Below are 16519 nucleotides of genomic sequence, written 5' to 3'. Positions count from 1 at the left end.
TAAAATTTCAAGGCGATCTTTGATTCGTCTTGCCAAAGACCGATCTTAGTCCTGGGTTCGTTCAATCTTTCATCGATTTAGTTGGAGCCATGGCCGGACATAGTAAATGGGCAAACATTAAGCGCCAAAAGGCCCGGGTGGATGCGGTGCGCGGCAGTGTCTTTACCAAGCTGTCGCGGGAGATTATTGTGGCGGCCCGCAGTGGTGCGGATCCTACCGGTAATTTCCAACTGCGAACCGCGATCGACAAGGCCAAGGCGGCCGGCGTGCCCAATGCCAACATCGATCGGGCGATCGCCAAGGGAGCCGGTCGGTTGGCGGGGGAAGGGGCAGAACTGGAAGCCATTCGCTATGAGGGCTATGGCCCCGGTGGCGTGGCCGTGCTGATTGAAGCCCTCACGGACAATCGCAACCGCACCGCTGCTGACCTGCGCGTGGCCTTCAGCAAAAACGGCGGCAACCTGGGGGAAACCGGCTGCGTGGGCTGGATGTTTGAAAACAAGGGCGTGGTCACCATCGTGGGCGAGGCGATCGAGGAAGATGCGCTGCTGGAAGCCTCGATCGAGGGGGAAGGGGAATCCTATGATCCCTTCTCTGGCCAAGACCAAAAGGGATTTGACCTCGTGGGGTTTGAAGTCAAAACAGCCCCAGATAACTTGGAAAATTTGGAATCAGTGTTGAAGGCGCGTGGCTTTCGGGTGTGGCAATCGGAAACTCGTTGGTTTCCCACCAATACCGTCGCCGTGACCGATCGCGATCAAGCCAAAGCCCTCATCAAAATGATGGACACGATCGAAGACTTAGACGACGTGCAAAGCGTCGCCACCAACTTTGAAATGACCGACGATCTGATGGCGGAAGTGATGGCTTAGGCGATCGGCCCCACAATCGGGAGGATCGCAGGCGAGCATGGGCGATCGCTCAGGAGTCAGACTAAACCCCATCGCTGACCCGATCGGACTGTTCGATCCACTAACCTGTAGTCCACTGGCCTGTAGCCCTATAGCCTGTAGTCCTAGTTTTTGAGCCTGTAGTCCTAGTTTTTGGATTGGGACTCTTCCCGAGGGGGCAACGTCGCCAACAGCACCAGGCAGTTTTTGCCATCCACCTGCAACCGATATTCCACCCGATCCATCAGCCGGTTCAAAATTAACCAGCCATAGCCATTTTCCTGCTTGGCTTCCGGCACTGGCGGCAGGTAATTATCCAAACTGAAGCCCTGGCCGCGATCCCAAATCTCGATCGCCAGCTCCCGATCCTGCACCTCCACCGACATCTCCACCGGCAGATGGGGGCGATCCTTGTGGGCATGGCGCACCACATTGGAATAGGCCTCCGCCAACACTAGCCGCAGACGGTTCGACTGGCGGGCCCAATCCACTCGATCGCCTAGCTCAATTTCCAGGGAACCGAGTAACCACTGCTCAACAATGGTTAGAAACTTCAAGTTGCTTGGGACTTGGATTTCAGTTCTCATCGGTTTACAGAACCTCCAGCAGCAGTAGGGTCTGGTCGTCTTCTTGCTCGTCGGGCGCAACCTGTTGCAAGGTCGCCAACAAGCGCTTGAGATCAAACGGGCTTCCTTGTTGCTTCAACAGTTCCCACAGGCCCTCCTGTTGCAACATTGAACCGTTCACCAAACTTGTTCCCGGGAGTTGTATGTTCGCCACTGTTGCTTCCGTAATTCCGTCACTAGCCATCAGCAGAGCCTCCCCTGGCTCTAGAGTCTGTTCCCCCCCCGTACCTTTCCACTCCGGCAAGATACCCAGCGGCACTCCCCGAGCCTTGAGATAGGTTGGCTCAATTTCCTTGAGATCGCCACCGGCCAGGACTTTTTCCTGAACCACCTGGGGCGACCAAACCACGGGGTAGACGTGACCCGCGTTGGCATAGCTCAAGCGTCTCGTGCTGGGAGTGTAGCGTGCTAGGGCAATCGTAATGAATCGATTGCTATTAAACAAATTTTCAAACAGGGCCCGATTCAGCCGCCGAATCGCTTCATCTGGCTCCGGAGACTCTGCCCGAGCCAGCTCTTGGCGCAAGACAGAAATCGAACTGGCCATAAATAGGGCCGCCGGAACCCCCTTTCCGGACACATCCCCAACCGCTAACCACACATCCCCCTGAGGATGGATAAAGACTTCAAAAAAGTCGCCCCCCACCTCGCGCGCGGGCTGGCATTCCGCCTGCACACGCACCCCGAGTACTTCTGGCCAATGTTGGCGCAACAAGTCCGCCTGCACCTGCCGCGCCACTTCCAATTCCATGCGGAACTGCTGGGTTTGGGCTTCGGTGCGCTGATACAGACGGGCTTGGGAAAGGGCCAAGGCCGCCTGTTCTGTTAGCTCCGAAATCAACGCCACTTCATCGGTTTGCCAGCCGGGTTGTCCTTGGCGCACCAGGGACAACAGGGCCAAACATTCCTGTTGATAGACCAAAGGAATGAGCAACTCATCGATGGCTCCCCCTGGGCTGTCGCTGCCATCGGTGTTGACTTGGGTTTGCTGAATGGTCAAGTGCTCCAGGGCCGCTTGCACCGGATCCCGCAATTGCCCGTCTTCGTGGGTCAGGCTCCAGTCATCCCGATCGAGTGGGTAGCGCAGGGGTTCTCCTTTGGCTTGCCCCCCTTCCACGGGCTGCAACAAGGCGCAATGGGCGTTCAGGGTGGTGGTGATGGTCTGGGCGATGGTGGGCAACATGCTGTCGTAATTCAGGGATTCCCGAATTGCGCTCATCATGGCGTTAAACAGGGATTCGCGGCGCAGGGCCCGGTTTAACTCGTTCGTGCGGCGCTTAACCACACGATAGGTTTCGGCCGCTTGGTTCACGACGGATTTGAGTTCGTCGGGACTCCAGGGCTTTGTCAGATATCGGAAAACTTTACCGGAGTTGATGGCTCCTACGAGGTCTTCTACGTCGGTGTAGCCGGTCAGAATAATGCGGATCGTGTCGGGGAATCGATCGACGGTTTTGCTCAAAAACTCAGTGCCGTTCATGCCCGGCATCCGCTGGTCTGAGACGATCACGGCCATTTCCCCGTCGCGATCGAGCACTTCCAAGGCATTGAAACCACTGTCAGCCTTATAAACCGCGAAGTCGCGACGGAAGGTTCGATACAACAAATCGAGGTTATCCGGTTCGTCATCAACCACCATCAATTTGAGTTTTGTTTCTGCTCTTGGTGTGGTTTGGACGACTAAGCTCATCGCGTGCTCCACTTGCACTGCTGGACAGGGTTGGCGGGGGTCGTGGGGGTGACCCCAGGGATGGGGATGGGCATCGGGTTAGGTTTTTGCAAACAAGGTTACCCGATCGACAAAGGGGGCTAGAAAGGAGGCTAGTTTTTATTACTTAGCCTTTTCGATTCTGGCGACCATGATCCGGTTGATCGCGCCATCCCTGAGTGAGGAATGGGCCGCTTCCAAGCTGGGAAGAGAATTGATCCTCGGGACTGGTGTAGCGATCGATACAAGTGGGCCAAGGCTCACTCGGGACAAGGTGGAATTCCCACGTTCTACCCTAGCCTACCCGATGTGCTGAAACACTGGGCGTGAAATCCTAGACACAAACCAACTGATTCAGCCCATGCCCTGGCCGTTGACGAATCAATGACTAGATGCGCTGGCTAAGCGACTGGCTGAGCGACTGGCCGAGCAACTGATTAGTTTTTACCCAGTTTTGGCTTGAGGAATCATTGGGCTGGAGAAATCATTGAGTTTTGAATAATCCTGTTCATCAATCCTTCAGTGGCCGAGAAATTTCAGCAGCCCCCAAAGAAAAATACAGGAAAAGTTCAAAAGAAACCCATTGGCATTGATTCGGCTAGATTCTTTCTGCAATTCGCAATTTTGCGGATCGCGATCGGGAATTTTGACCCATTTCAGCATCGTTGGGGCAGATGGGCTTTTTGGTGATGACTTTGAGTTGGGTTGATTCTCGCAGTCGGTGCTTCACAATTCGATCCTCAAGGCTGTGGAAGCTAATGACGGCGAGGCGGCCTTGGGGAGCGAGCCAATTGGGGGCCCGATCGAGCAGGGTTTCCAAAACTGCCAACTCTTGGTTCACCACAATCCGCAGGGCCTGAAAGGTGCGGGTGGCAGGATGGATGCGCCCATGGCGATATTTACCGGGCACACAGCGGGCGATCGCATTGGCCAGCTCGAGGGTGGTTTGGAAAGGCTGCGTTTGCCGTTGTTCCACGATCGCCCGAGCAATCCGCCGAGATAATCGTTCTTCACCATAGGTATAGATCGCGTTGGCCAGGGGCACTTCTTGCCAATGGTTCACCACATCGGCGGCGGATTCCGTGAGCCGATCGTCCATGCGCATGTCCAAGGGGCCGTCGTGGCGAAAGCTAAAACCCCGATCGGGCTGGTCAAACTGCATGGAGCTAACGCCCAAGTCTGCCAAAATGCCGTCAAATTGCTGATCGCCGGGGTTGAACTGCGCAAAGTTGCTGCGCACGAAGGTGACGCGATCGCCCCAAGGGGCCAACCGTTCCCGCGCGATCGCCAAGGCGCGATCGTCACAATCGAGGCCCACCACCCGCACCTCTGGATCGGCCGCCAGCAGGGCCGCCGTGTGGCCCCCAGCACCCAGCGTGGCATCCAGATAGCACCCGCCCGATCGAGGTTGCAAACCCGCGATACATTCATCTCGGAGCACGGACAAGTGGCCCCAGTCGATCGACTCAGCGGGGAGCACCTCCGCCCCCGATCGGCTCCCATTAATCGATTCATCCAGGCCAGAATCCACAGGGCCAGAATCCACAAGGTCAGGCTCCACAGGATCAGACCCCACAGGATCAGACGCAACGGGACTAGGCTCAGGGGCAGAACTTGCGGAACTCATGGCAGCGGCGGTCATAGCAAACATCGGCGAAGCAAACATCGGCGAAGCAAACATCGGCAAGGTGCAACATTGGCGGCCACCGGGCTGAGGCCAAGGGAACCAACGGAGTTCCATTATCCGCCCGGGTGGGAATTCGCCGATCGCGGGTCGATCGCACCGAGTCAACCGCTGCCGGGCCCAAGTCAAGATTTCCAGACCGATCGGCCCTCAGGATCCAAATCAGATCTAGCAAGCCCTTGGTTTCCTCCTCTACAATCAACCCAACCTTTAACGACGATCCCTACCGTTCCCTTCATCGGATTTGCCGTTAAAGCCATTGTTTAGGAGCAACCATCGTGAGTCCCCAAGTCCTCGCTGATCCCGCCTCGATCGCCCCAGTTGCCTTTTCCACCGAGGCCTTTGACGCAGCCGTCATGAAAACCTACGGCCGCTTCGCGATCGCCCTGGAGCGTGGCGAAGGTAGCCGCGTTTGGGACACCGAGGGCCGCAGCTATTTGGACTTTGTGGCGGGCATTGCCACCTGCACCCTGGGCCATGCCCACCCGGTGATGACCAGCGCCGTGAGCCAGCAGATTCAAAAACTGCACCACGTTTCCAATCTTTACTACATCCCTGAACAAGGCGCGTTGGCGGCCTGGTTGGTGGAACATTCCTGCGCCGATCGGGCGTTTTTCTGTAACTCCGGAGCCGAAGCCAACGAGGGCGCAATCAAACTGGCCCGCAAATATGCCCACACGGTGTTGGGCATTGATGAACCGGTGATCCTCACGGCCCACGCCAGCTTCCACGGGCGCACCTTGGCCACCATCACCGCCACCGGCCAGCCCAAATATCAAAAGAACTTCAGCCCTCTGGTTCCGGGGTTTGAATATATCCCTTACAACGACATTGCAGCCCTGGAAGCGACGATCGCCCGCTTGGAAACCAACGGCCCCCGCGTTGCTGCCATCATGCTGGAAGCGCTCCAGGGGGAAGGGGGCGTGCGTCCGGGCGATCGGGCTTATTTCCAACGGGTTCGGGAAATTTGCGACGATCGGGGCATCTTGTTGATTCTGGATGAAGTGCAAGTGGGCGTTGGCCGCACGGGGCAACTGTGGGGCTACGAAAACCTGGGCATTGAGCCGGATATTTTCACTTCCGCCAAGGGTTTGGGCGGCGGCATCCCGATCGGGGCCCTGCTGTGCAAGGCCAAGTGCAATGTGTTTGAACCGGGTGACCACGCCAGCACCTACGGCGGCAATCCCTTTGCCTGTGGGGTGGCGATGGCCGTTTGCCAAACGGTTGGCGCACCGGGCTTTTTGGACAATGTGCGCGATCGGGGCGAGCAATTGCGGGCGGGTCTGAAGGCCCTGGCGGTTCAATATCCCAACTTGATTGCGGAAGTGCGCGGTTGGGGCCTAATCAACGGTCTGGTGCTGAAGGAAGATGCGGGCCTCAGCTCGATCGATTTGGTCAAAACCGCCATGGCCGCCGGTCTGTTGCTGGTGCCGGCCGGGCCGCAGGTGGTGCGATTTGTGCCGCCCCTGATTGTCACTGCCGCCGAAATTGATGAAGCGTTGGCCGCCATCACCCAAGCGATCGCCACCTTGCAAGCGGCCTAGGGCGATCGGGTTGGCTATGCCGATTGCACGAATTGCGTCAATTTGATGAGTTGATTTGATTAATCGATTGGATTCAACAGGGCGATCGGGCAACAAGCTTGCTTCGTCCATACCCAATGATCCAAATGATCTAATCTGGCGGGATAGGCATGGCTTATCCCGTTTTTGTTTTTTTGATTGAACGAACCCAGAGCCTGATCAGTAACTCAAGTTGGTGGCTAAAGTGGCTAGAACCGACCGCCAAAATTTGCTACCAAGCCTATCGCCAAATTTGCCGATGAAATCTGCCAATAAAATTTGCTAACAAGGTGTGGAGGCTCAAGCAACCCCTGACTCAGTGGCCCATCATCCAACAGCTGAAATTCAGCGGTAGCCCCTCGGCCGAGGCCTTTTAGCCGTCGTGATTTGCTTTTGCCAGCAGGCCAGCCCCTCCGCGATCGCATCTTGCAAAAATTCCCATGAAAATCATTAAGAAAATTCTGGCGGGCAGCTTTCTCACCCTGGGCGGCTTCTTTTGGCTGGTCGCTCTTTTGGTTCCGTTGTCGCCCTTGGAACCGGGACAAACCGTTGCCGATCGGGAGCGCGAAAACCAAAGCGCTATTTTGGGATGTGTTGTCTTTGGTGCGCCCTTTGTGGCGGGTGGTGGCTGGCTGCTTTGGGATCTTAAAAAACAACATCAAACACAACAAAAAAATCAAGAGCGCCAACAACAGGAACAGCTACGCCAATGCCTGATGGAATTGTTAGCTGAAGGACAAGGCCAGGTCACCCTATTTGAATTTGCCATGCGATCGGGCTTGGAGGCCGATCGGGCCCGCGCCTATCTCGATCGCATGTCGATTGAATTTGGGGCAGAATATCAAATTGGGCAGCAGGGAGAAACGCGGTACTTTTTCCCGACCAGTCACCATTAATTTCAGAATTAATCTCAGATTCCAGATTTCAGATTTCAGATTCTAGATCTCAAATTATGGTTGATTATGGGGTGAATTCAAGGTTCCAAAATTAGCTCAATTTCGTTGTGCCTTTTGCCAGTTCCTCAGAGCCTGATTCCTTAGACTAGGCCTTTAGAAACTTCAGAAATTAAAGATTCAAACCAAGATCAGGTCATGAAATTGCTTGTTCAATCACTTCCCCTTTTGCCGACCGCAATGGGCATTGCCACAATTTTGAGTCTTGCGATCGCCCCGCCGAGTTCAGGGCAATCCCTTGGAGCCAATTGTTTTGGCACAATTCGCGGTAATTCAGCGGTGAATTTGCGATCGGGCCCGGGCACTCAATTCCCGATCGTAGATCGAGTCAATCCGAGCAGTACGGTGATTTTGCTCAACGACGCGAGTGAGCGGTGGGAACCCAATCCCCTGACCCGCACCGATGACCAGGGCAATCAGTGGCACATGGTCACCAAGTCCCGATCGGGTCAAGGCGAGATCGTGCCGCCTCATCGCCGGGCCTGGATCCGCGAAGACCTGATGAGCATTAGCTGTCCGCCCTAGGGAAGCCAGCGATCGAGCGATTGCACATAGTTGACCACCGTTGCTCCGGCAATTTGTTCGGCGGCTTGGGCAGCGGGGGCACTGGGTTCTTGGCTCGCCGCACCGTTGGATGGAGCTGCGGCGGAATCGGTGGGAACCGAGGGGCGATCGCTCGGCGGCTCCACAAAGGTAACCACAACAATTTTGGGATCGTTGGCGGGGCCCGCAGCCACGGCCCAAGCGCCGATCAGTTGGTCGCTTTGCCGCACCAGGCTGTGGGTGGCCAACCAGCCGATCGCGGCGTTGGGTTGGGGTGGGCGATCGGGAGGCTGGCTCGCCTCGGGGGCGGGGAGGCTGCTGGTGCGCGGTTGCAGGGCCGATCGCAACAATTCCAAGGTGCTGGGCTGCAATCCCAAAAACTCCCGGCTGACCTGGGCCGATCGATCCTTGACCAAATGGGGTTGCACCCGATAACCACCATTCACCGCCACGGCGGCCATCACGGCAATTTGCAGGGGGGAGGCGGCCATTTCGCCCCGGCCCAAGGCCAGATTCACCCCTTCGCCCAAATACCAGCGGGCTTGCACCGATTCCCGTTTCCAAAGGGCTTCCAAGCTGGGGCCCGGATCCTCATCCTCGGCCAGTTCAATGCCCGATCGCTGGCCAAACCCAAACCGACGGGCCCAGGCGATCGTATTGGTGCTATCCAGCCGGATCGCCACCTGCTCAAAAAATGCATCACTGTCTTGGGTGTCTAACTTGCCCAAGGCCTCTCGAAAGTTGAGGGTGACAATGCTTGGCCAGGTGACCTTGGTAAATTCCGCCCAGGGCAACCCACCGGGACGACTGCGGCGATCGATCCGCCACCGTTGATGAAGGGCCATTTGCCCCGACTCCAGCGCCGCCACAGCGGTAATCCATTTGAACAGCGCACCCGGACGAATGGCTTTCAGGGCCCGGTTGCCCCCCTGACCCGGGTTGGGCCACTGGCCGGCCATGGCCAAGACCGCGCCATTGTCCGGATCCAGGGCAACTGCGGCCCCGCTGACTCCGTTAATCAGCCCCTCCAGGGTTTGTTGCAGCGGTAAATCTAGGGTCAGGCGAACCGGCGTGGGCGGTTCCGTGGGCTTGCGGGCCAACACGCGCACGGGCAGACCGTTGCGATCGAGTTCCACTTGCTCGCCCCCGGACTGGCCCCGCAGTTGGGCCTCCAGGGCCGCTTCCAAGCCCGATCGCCCAATCAGATCGCCCGATCGGTAATCTTGCAGCGGCTCCAGGCGATCGACCTCCGCCGCGTTCACCTCCCCCACCTTGCCCAAAATGGTCTGGGCGAGCTGTCCATGGGGATAGTCGCGCTCCGCCTCGGGCTGGATTGCCAGACCGCGCACTTGGGTGGCCAACTCCGCCACCGTGGTCATTTGCGAAGGGGGCAACCCCCGGGCCAAGCGCACTAATACGGGCGATCGCCAACCGGCCTGCTCCAGTCGTGCCAGCAGTTCCGACTCCGGCCGCCCCAACACTCGGGCTAACTCCGGCAAAATGGCCCGCCACTCTTGCGGCGATTGGGCCACGGGCCAAGCCATGGCCGAAATTGAGGGGCGATTATCCACCAACACCCGCCCCGATCGATCCAGCAGGGCAGCCCGGGTTGGCAGGGTTGGCATCAGTCGAATTCGGCTGGCCGCCGCCAATTGTCGATAGCGCTGTCCTTCCACCAGTTGCAGATAGGCCAACCGGCTGCCAATGCCCCCCAACAACACCACGGCCACGATCAAACACCCCAACGGCTGGTAGCGCCGCCCGATCGTCCGTTCCGGCTGTTGATCCAATTTGGGCGAGTTGGGAGGGGGCGATGCGACCATGGAACGACAACAGCCCAGCGCGGGCGCAGCGAAAAGGGCTAATCGATGAGGGCTAATAAGGGCGATTTAATCAGCTTGCCACAGACTGCTCCCGCAGACCGCCGCCGATGGAGTTCGTCGCAAAACCCGAAATAGTCGGCATAAAATAGGGCAAGATTTGTTCAATTCCCGTTGTCCAGTTCTCGTTGTTCAGTTCCCGTTGTTCAGTGACGAAGCTCAAACCTGAGGTTCGATCGCCCATGAACCGCCAGGTTTGAACAACTGCCCTAGAACAACGACCCTGGAACAATTGCCCTGGAACAATTGCCTCGATGGTCTTTCAATCCCCGGCAGCATCACCGGCCATGTCCCAAACCGCAATCCGAGCCAGCCAGGCGATCGAAACCGATACCCAACTGGATGTCGAGTTACGAAAAGTCTTCAAAGTCTATAACGGCGAAACCGCTGTGCGCGGCGTGGATCTCCACATCGGGCGGGGTGAGTTTTTCAGTATTTTGGGTCCCTCCGGTTGCGGCAAAACCACCACCCTGCGCCTCGTGGCTGGCTTTGAGCAACCTTCGGCCGGCGAGGTGCTGGTTAGGGGGCAATCGATGCTGAATGTGCCTCCTTACCAGCGTCCCGTCAACACCGTGTTTCAAAGCTATGCGCTCTTTGGACACATGACCATTTGGGACAATGTGGCCTTTGGTTTGCGGATCAAGCGCTGTGGCAAGGCGGAAACCGAGGAGCGGGTGAATGAGGCCTTGGCCCTGGTGAAGATGGAGAAATTCGCCCGGCGCTATCCCAACCAGCTATCGGGCGGTCAACAACAACGGGTGGCCCTAGCTCGGGCCCTGGTGAACCGACCGGCGGTGTTGCTGTTGGATGAACCCTTGGGCGCGTTGGACTTGAAACTGCGCAAGGAAATGCAGATGGAACTATCCACGCTGCATCGAGAATTGGGGTTGACCTTTGTGATGGTGACCCATGACCAAGAGGAAGCCCTCAGCCTGTCCGATCGGATCGCGGTGATGAATGAAGGGCGCGTGGAACAGGTGGGCAGCCCCAGCGAGATTTATGAGTCGCCGCGCACGCCGTTTGTGGCGGATTTCATTGGGGATACGAATCTGTTTCGAGGCCGGGTGGCGGAGTTCGATCGCACCGGCAGCGCGATCGTGACCGACAGCGGCCTGAAGTTGGTGGCGGCCCCCAGTGGAGATTGGGCGGGCAGCGCGGGTGAGGCGGCGGCCGTGAGCGTGCGCCCCGAAAAAATTCAAGTTAGTCTTTACCCGCCCGACCTGGCGGTGAACTGCTTTGAGGGCTGGTTGCAGAACGTGATGTACCTGGGAACCCATGTGCATTACGTGGTAGAACTGCGATCGGGCGATCGGTTAACGGTCATGCAGGTGAATACCGGCGGCGAATTGCCCGCCCTCAAAACCCCCATTTACGCCTATTGGTCAACGGCCGATGCCCTGGCCATGCCAGCAGCCTAGGGCGAAGGGGGGCTAATCAACCATTCCCCACGGACTGACTCCCACAGTCCTGGTTCCCAAAGCATGGCCCAGCCAGCGCTCTACCCAACCTTGCTTTGATCATTCATGGCTTCCGTTGCCCCTTCTCGTCGTGCCCTCTCCCGTCGTGACTTCTTGCGCCGCACTTCGGTGGCGGCCGCTGGCCTGGCCATGACGGGCTGTGGCTGGCGTTTGGCCCAGGTGCGGCCATCGCCGGGCGCAGTCGGGGATCCTTCCAAGCTTTATATCTACACCTGGGCTGGCTACACCGATGAGCTACTGATCGCTCGGTTCCAAAAGGAAACGGGCCTGTCGGTGGTGGTGGATATTTTTGATTCCAATGAGGTGATGTTGGCCAAGCTGCAAGCGGGCGGCGGCAGTCAATACAGCATTATCTATCCCTCCGATTACATGGTGCGGCAGATGCGAGAGCGCAATCTGTTGCGGGAGTTGGATCACGATCGACTGCTGGGGTTGCAGGATTTGTTGGAAACCTACCAAAATCCCAGCTATGACCCCAAAAATGGCCACAGCGTCCCGGCTGCCTGGGGCACAACAGGCTTGATTTACAACCGGCAACGGGTCGATCGCCCGCCAACGGATTGGGAATTTTTGTGGGCTAACCGGGCCCGCCTCCAGCGCCAGGTGACGCTGTTTAATGATCAGCGGGAAACCATGGGCTTGGCCTTGCGCCGGTTGGGCCATTCCTACAACTCCCAGGATCCCGATCAAATTCGCCAGGCCTACGAAGCATTGCGGGAACTGCGACCGGCGATCGCCCAATTCACCACGGATGGTTGGAAAGACCGGATTTTGGCGGGGGACTTAACGATCGCCATGGGCTTTTCCTCTGACGCGATCGAAGCGATCGAGGAAAACGACCAGTTGGGCTATGTGATTCCCGCCAGCGGCTCTTCCCTCTGGACAGACACGATGGCGATCCCGATCAGTGCACCCAATGTGGAAGCGGCCTATGCTTGGATGAATTTCACGCTGCAGCCGGAGGTGGCCGCAGGCATGACCCAACGCCTGAAGTTTGCTACCGCCAGCCGCCGGGCGATCGAACAGTTGCCGCCGGATTTGGTGCAAAATCCCAGCCTGTTCCCGTCTCAATCGGTGCTTGATCGCTGCGAGGGCATTGCTCCCGTGGGCGCGGCCACCTCCCTTTACGATCGCTACTGGACTCAGCTAACCAGCGGCTAGGGCCGAGCAAGCCTTAATGACTGTTAATTGAATGTTAATTGAAGCTGTTCACGCCAACTGCCCAACCCCTTGAACTGTCTTTGCTGATTAGTCCTAACAAGCCCTATGACCCCCGCTAGCCCCGCCAACCCGATCGTTGAGGCTCCCACACCCAAACCCCGCCGTTGGGTTGGCCCCTGGGCGCTGTTGGGGCCGCCGGGCCTGTGGCTGTTGCTGCTGTTGGTTTTGCCGGTGCTGGTGATTTTTGAACTCAGCCTGGTTCCCGGCATCAAGCCCGGCGATTTGGTGAACCCCTCAGGGATTGACAACTACCTGACGGTGTTTCAGCCCATCTATCTTCAAGTGATTGGGCGCACCCTGTTCTACGCGATCGGGACAACGGTGGTTTGTTTGCTGCTGGGGTTTCCGGTGGCCTACTGGTTGGCGCTGATGTCGCCCAAGCGGTGGCAAAACCTGCTGTTGGTGGCCTTTACGCTGCCCCTGTGGACTTCTTCGCTGCTGCGTTCCTACGCTTGGATTACGATTTTGCGACCCACGGGCGTGTTGAACTCCCTGTTGGGGTTGGTGGGGCTGCCGGGTCTGGATATTTTGAACCAAACGCCCGCCGTGCTTCTGGGGATGGCCTACAGCTTTTTGCCCTATATGGTGCTGATTCTGTACTCCTCTTTGGAAAAGCTCGATCGCCGATTGTTGGAAGCGGCGGCAGATTTGGGGGCCACCCCGATCGAGGCCTTCTGGAAAGTGACCGTTCCCCAAAGCTTGCAGGGCATTGCCGCCGGTTCGCTGCTGGTGCTGATCACCAGTTTGGGCGACTTTGTGAACCCGGAATTGCTCGGCGGGGCCTCCAGCATGACGGCTTCCCGGCTAATCTATAACCAGTTTCTGGGTGCGACCCAAAATTGGGGCTTTGGTTCAGCTTTGAGTATGCTGATGATCCTGGCTGTCAGCTTGGGGATTGCGTTGCTCATTCGCTACGGTGATGGCCGCCCCGCTGCCTAGGGTGTTTGGGGATGCATGATGGTGCAGTGGTTCGTTTGTCTTTGCTTGATTCCCTTTGATTGCTCTTCCCGATCGCCCCATGCTCGATCTCGATCCTGCTTCAACGGATTCCCAGGAGGCCCTCGCAGACGCTATGGCTCGATCGCGTAAGCCTCGCCTGACCTGGCAGGGCGCATTTACCTCGGTCATGTTCTTCCTGATGTACCTGCCGATTCTGGTACTGACGGTCTATAGCTTCAATCAGTCGCCCTACAGCGCCGGTTGGACAGGGTTCACCCTGGAGTGGTATGCCAAGCTGCTGCGGGATGGGCGAATTTTGGGAGCCTTGCAAACCAGTCTTGCGGTGGGTTTGGGGGCTGTTTTGGTGTCGGCGGTGTTGGGAACCACGATGGCCGTTGGCCTGGCCCGCTATCGATTTTGGGGCAAGGGGCTATATCTAGGCATGTCCTATTTGCCCTTGATCGTGCCGGATATTGCGATCGCGGTGGCCACGTTGGTGTTCTTGGCAGCGCTGACGATTCCCCTCAGCTTTTGGACGATCGTGGCGGCTCATATTGTCTTTTGCTTGGCCTATATTGCCCTGGCGGTTTCCACTCGCTTGGCGGATCTCAATCCCTATTTGGAAGAAGCGGCCCAAGATTTGGGCGCAACGCCGGTTCAATCCTTCTTTCAGGTGTTGTTGCCGCAACTGGTGCCGGGAATTATGTCGGGCTGTTTGTTGGCCTTTGTCCTCAGCTTGGACGACTTTTTGATTGCCAGTTTCACGGCCGGTGGCGGTGCAACAACACTCCCAATGGAAATTTTCAGCCGGATTCGCACGGGGGTTAAGCCGGATGTGAATGCCTTGAGTGTGCTGTTGCTGTTGGGTTCCGGGGCGATCGCCTTTGCGGCTGAATGGCTCCGTTTCCAAAGCGAGAAAAAGCCCTCTTAGGGGATGTTTGAAAAGCCAAAACGGCTACCTTGCGGGTCTCACCGACCGACCAAGACAAGGGGCTTAAGCCCCTTGCCCCCCACGATTCGCTAACGGCAAGATCGGGGTTTCAGGCGATTTGACGACAGGCCCTAAGCCCCTTGCCCCCAAGACCCCTAGTGCTTTAGCTTTCAACCGATTTTTTACAATCTCTCGATTCCGGGAGGAGCCATCACCGTCGTCTGGCAACTGAGGAAAGAATGAGATCCATTCAACCGCTGCCGATCGAGGTGGTGAATTTAATTGCGGCGGGGGAGGTGATTGACTCTCCGGCGGCGGTGGTGCGCGAGTTGGTGGACAACGCGATCGATGCGGGAGCCACGCGGTTGGCCCTGTCCCTCTGGCTCGATCGGGGCCAAATTCGGCTCACGGACAACGGCTGCGGCATGAGCCGAGCAGATTTGTTGCGGGCGGCCGCTCCCCACAGCACGAGCAAAATTCACGATCGCCCCGATTTGTTCAACATCCGCAGCCTGGGATTTCGGGGAGAAGCATTGCACAGCTTGGCCCAACTGAGCCGCCTGAGCCTCAGCAGTCGGCCGGTTGGCGGGGAGGGTTGGCAAGCGGTTTATGATGCCACAGGCCAGGCTGTGAGCTGTGAAGCGGCCCCGATCGCGCCGGGAACCATTGTCTTGGTAGAGGATTTGTTCGAGGCTTGGCCGTCACGGCGCGATAGTTTGCCGTCTTTGGCTCAACAGTTGCGATCGATCCAGCAGGTGATTCAGCAAGCAGCCCTTTGCCATCCCGCCGTGGCCTGGACGGTCTATCGCAACGATCGGCTCTGGTTTGCCCTGTCGCCGGGAGATTCTGCCCGTCACCTGTTGCCCCAAATCTTGAAACCGGTGCGATCGGCAGATTTGCGAGAGGTGCAGTGGGTGGCCGCCTTGCCCAGCGACCAGGAAGGAGCCGCCCAAATCACCGTCACCTTGGGTCTGCCCGATCGCGTCCATCGGGCCCGCCCTGACTGGGTGCGGATTGCCGTGAACGGGCGAATGGCGGAAGTGCCGGAACTGGAAAGCACGATTTTTGCGACCTTGGGGCGCACCCTGCCGCGCGGCCGCCACCCGATCGCCCTGGTGCATCTCCGATTGCCACCCCAATGCATTGACTGGAACCGCACCCCCGACAAACACAAGCTTTATCTCCAGCCGATCGACCATTGGCAAGCCCAGGTACAGGCGGCGCTTCAACAGGCCCTTTCCTTTCGCGAGGCGATCGACGAACCCCAAACCAACACCTACGCGATCGGGCGAACGGCCCAGCTCATTCGGGCCGCCGAAGGGCGATCGACCTATCGTGTGCGCACCGCCGCCGATCCCAACGCCTCTCCGGATGATCCCCAAGCCCTGGGGCAGCCCCGATCGCCCGAATCACTTGACGATCCCTTGGGGGGACAACTGCGGGCGATCGCCCAAGTTCACAACACTTACATTGTGGCGGAGCATCCCGGCGGTCTATGGCTGGTGGAGCAGCACATTGCCCATGAGCGGGTCTTGTTTGAATATTTGCGCGATCGTTGGCAAATTTCCGCCCTGAAGCAACCGATCGTCCTGAATGAGCTGGGCGAGGCGGAACGGGAGGGGCTGGCGGGCTTGGGGATTGAAATTGAACCCTTTGGCGATCGCTGCTGGATTGTGCGCAGTGCTCCGGATCCCTTACTCGATCGCCCTGACTTGGCCGCCGCCTTGGGGGAGCTGGCCCACAGCAACAACCTGGAAGCGGCCCAAGTGGCCGTCGCCTGCCGCACCGCCATTCGCAACGGCACGCCCCTGACGCTTGTGGAAATGCAAGATTTGCTCGATCGATGGCAACGCACCCACAATCCTCGTACCTGTCCCCATGGGCGACCGATTTATTTACCCCTCGATGAATCGAGTTTGGCGCGTTTTTTTCGTCGCCATTGGGTCATTGGCAAAAGTCACGGCATTTAGCCCTTAATTACTCCCATTATTTCGGTAGTAATCCTGCAAGTCAGTTCGCAAATCATTCCCTCAGTTACCCCTCAAAAAGCGATTCAGCACAATTTTTCAGCTCAAGGAGTTTCAAGATCAACGTTAGAATAGAA

The 16519-nt window shown here is 57.8% G+C and carries 15 protein-coding genes; 9 read left to right on the top strand and 6 right to left on the bottom strand.

The features are described 5' to 3' along the window. The first annotated feature begins 89 nt into the window (after positions 1 to 89). Positions 90 to 872 (top strand): YebC/PmpR family DNA-binding transcriptional regulator, encoded by a 783-nt coding sequence (locus tag ACZA91_RS11930; protein ID WP_099534558.1) that lies wholly within the window; start codon positions 90 to 92, stop codon positions 870 to 872. Between the two features lie 164 nt (positions 873 to 1036). Here the strand turns inward: ACZA91_RS11930 and ACZA91_RS11925 are convergent, their stop codons facing one another. The 4 genes from ACZA91_RS11925 to ACZA91_RS11910 form a co-directional block, all read right to left on the bottom strand. Further along, positions 1037 to 1477: an ATP-binding protein gene (locus ACZA91_RS11925; RefSeq protein ID WP_099534557.1), complete on the bottom strand. Its 441-nt coding sequence runs from the start codon at positions 1475 to 1477 to the stop codon at positions 1037 to 1039. Positions 1478 to 1481: 4 nt separating this feature from the next. Beyond that, entirely contained in the window at positions 1482 to 3206 is a 1725-nt protein-coding gene (locus ACZA91_RS11920; RefSeq protein ID WP_099534556.1) for a SpoIIE family protein phosphatase, read from the bottom strand. A gap of 616 nt (positions 3207 to 3822) precedes the next feature. Further along, positions 3823 to 4731 (bottom strand): 16S rRNA (cytosine(1402)-N(4))-methyltransferase RsmH, encoded by a 909-nt coding sequence (gene rsmH / locus ACZA91_RS11915; RefSeq protein WP_463186431.1) that lies wholly within the window; start codon positions 4729 to 4731, stop codon positions 3823 to 3825. A 94-nt stretch (positions 4732 to 4825) separates the two neighbouring features. Then, entirely contained in the window at positions 4826 to 5083 is a 258-nt protein-coding gene (locus tag ACZA91_RS11910; RefSeq protein ID WP_463182418.1) for a hypothetical protein, read from the bottom strand. Positions 5084 to 5186: 103 nt separating this feature from the next. Between ACZA91_RS11910 and ACZA91_RS11905 the strand changes: the two genes are divergently transcribed. The 3 genes from ACZA91_RS11905 (at position 5187) to ACZA91_RS11895 (ending at position 7948) form a co-directional block, all read left to right on the top strand. Next, a complete protein-coding gene (locus ACZA91_RS11905) occupies positions 5187 to 6452 on the top strand; it encodes an aspartate aminotransferase family protein (RefSeq protein ID WP_368670746.1) in 1266 nt (421 codons plus the stop codon). 458 nt (positions 6453 to 6910) lie between these two features. Further along, the gene (locus ACZA91_RS11900) at positions 6911 to 7366 is read left to right on the top strand and encodes a hypothetical protein (protein WP_099534553.1); all 456 of its coding nucleotides are present in this window, start codon (positions 6911 to 6913) and stop codon (positions 7364 to 7366) included. Positions 7367 to 7603: 237 nt separating this feature from the next. After that, positions 7604 to 7948 carry an SH3 domain-containing protein gene (locus ACZA91_RS11895; protein ID WP_463182417.1) on the top strand — a complete coding sequence of 115 codons (345 nt, stop codon included), beginning with the start codon at positions 7604 to 7606 and terminating at the stop codon, positions 7946 to 7948. Here ACZA91_RS11895 and ACZA91_RS11890 read toward each other — a convergent pair. Continuing rightward, on the bottom strand, positions 7945 to 9789 hold the full coding sequence (locus ACZA91_RS11890; protein WP_463182416.1) for a penicillin-binding transpeptidase domain-containing protein: 1845 nt from the start codon (positions 9787 to 9789) through the stop codon (positions 7945 to 7947). The genes ACZA91_RS11895 and ACZA91_RS11890 overlap by 4 nt on opposite strands. A gap of 70 nt (positions 9790 to 9859) precedes the next feature. Next, the gene (locus ACZA91_RS11885) at positions 9860 to 10030 is read right to left on the bottom strand and encodes a hypothetical protein (RefSeq protein WP_463182415.1); all 171 of its coding nucleotides are present in this window, start codon (positions 10028 to 10030) and stop codon (positions 9860 to 9862) included. A gap of 103 nt (positions 10031 to 10133) precedes the next feature. Here ACZA91_RS11885 and ACZA91_RS11880 point away from each other — a divergent pair, with 103 nt between their 5' ends. The 5 genes from ACZA91_RS11880 (at position 10134) to mutL (ending at position 16385) form a co-directional block, all read left to right on the top strand. Next, positions 10134 to 11264, top strand: coding sequence for an ABC transporter ATP-binding protein (locus ACZA91_RS11880; protein WP_099534550.1), 1131 nt, complete (start codon positions 10134 to 10136; stop codon positions 11262 to 11264). A gap of 105 nt (positions 11265 to 11369) precedes the next feature. Beyond that, the gene (locus ACZA91_RS11875) at positions 11370 to 12485 is read left to right on the top strand and encodes a polyamine ABC transporter substrate-binding protein (protein ID WP_099534549.1); all 1116 of its coding nucleotides are present in this window, start codon (positions 11370 to 11372) and stop codon (positions 12483 to 12485) included. 105 nt (positions 12486 to 12590) lie between these two features. After that, on the top strand, positions 12591 to 13484 hold the full coding sequence (locus tag ACZA91_RS11870; RefSeq protein ID WP_190355677.1) for an ABC transporter permease: 894 nt from the start codon (positions 12591 to 12593) through the stop codon (positions 13482 to 13484). Positions 13485 to 13617: 133 nt separating this feature from the next. Continuing rightward, the gene (locus ACZA91_RS11865) at positions 13618 to 14415 is read left to right on the top strand and encodes an ABC transporter permease (protein ID WP_234407040.1); all 798 of its coding nucleotides are present in this window, start codon (positions 13618 to 13620) and stop codon (positions 14413 to 14415) included. A gap of 239 nt (positions 14416 to 14654) precedes the next feature. Beyond that, entirely contained in the window at positions 14655 to 16385 is a 1731-nt protein-coding gene (gene mutL, locus ACZA91_RS11860; RefSeq protein WP_463182414.1) for a DNA mismatch repair endonuclease MutL, read from the top strand. Positions 16386 to 16519: the final 134 nt, after the last annotated feature.

This window comes from Limnothrix sp. CMB-01, from assembly GCF_055193175.1.
Note: the sequence above shows the minus strand (reverse complement) of the source record. Positions and strands in the feature narration are given on the sequence as shown.

Excerpts from the sequence above, each read along its gene's own strand:
- ACZA91_RS11875 (WP_099534549.1), top strand. The coding sequence starts at position 11,370 with ATGGCTTCCGTTGCCCCTTCTCGTCGTGCCCTCTCCCGTCGTGACTTC.
- mutL (WP_463182414.1), top strand. The coding sequence starts at position 14,655 with ATGAGATCCATTCAACCGCTGCCGATCGAGGTGGTGAATTTAATTGCG.
- ACZA91_RS11900 (WP_099534553.1), top strand. The coding sequence starts at position 6,911 with ATGAAAATCATTAAGAAAATTCTGGCGGGCAGCTTTCTCACCCTGGGC.
- ACZA91_RS11920 (WP_099534556.1), bottom strand. The coding sequence starts at position 3,206 with ATGAGCTTAGTCGTCCAAACCACACCAAGAGCAGAAACAAAACTCAAA.
- ACZA91_RS11895 (WP_463182417.1), top strand. The coding sequence starts at position 7,604 with ATGGGCATTGCCACAATTTTGAGTCTTGCGATCGCCCCGCCGAGTTCA.
- ACZA91_RS11890 (WP_463182416.1), bottom strand. The coding sequence starts at position 9,789 with ATGGTCGCATCGCCCCCTCCCAACTCGCCCAAATTGGATCAACAGCCG.
- ACZA91_RS11880 (WP_099534550.1), top strand. The coding sequence starts at position 10,134 with ATGTCCCAAACCGCAATCCGAGCCAGCCAGGCGATCGAAACCGATACC.
- ACZA91_RS11865 (WP_234407040.1), top strand. The coding sequence starts at position 13,618 with ATGGCTCGATCGCGTAAGCCTCGCCTGACCTGGCAGGGCGCATTTACC.
- ACZA91_RS11925 (WP_099534557.1), bottom strand. The coding sequence starts at position 1,477 with ATGAGAACTGAAATCCAAGTCCCAAGCAACTTGAAGTTTCTAACCATT.
- ACZA91_RS11870 (WP_190355677.1), top strand. The coding sequence starts at position 12,591 with ATGACCCCCGCTAGCCCCGCCAACCCGATCGTTGAGGCTCCCACACCC.
- ACZA91_RS11930 (WP_099534558.1), top strand. The coding sequence starts at position 90 with ATGGCCGGACATAGTAAATGGGCAAACATTAAGCGCCAAAAGGCCCGG.
- ACZA91_RS11885 (WP_463182415.1), bottom strand. The coding sequence starts at position 10,030 with ATGGGCGATCGAACCTCAGGTTTGAGCTTCGTCACTGAACAACGGGAA.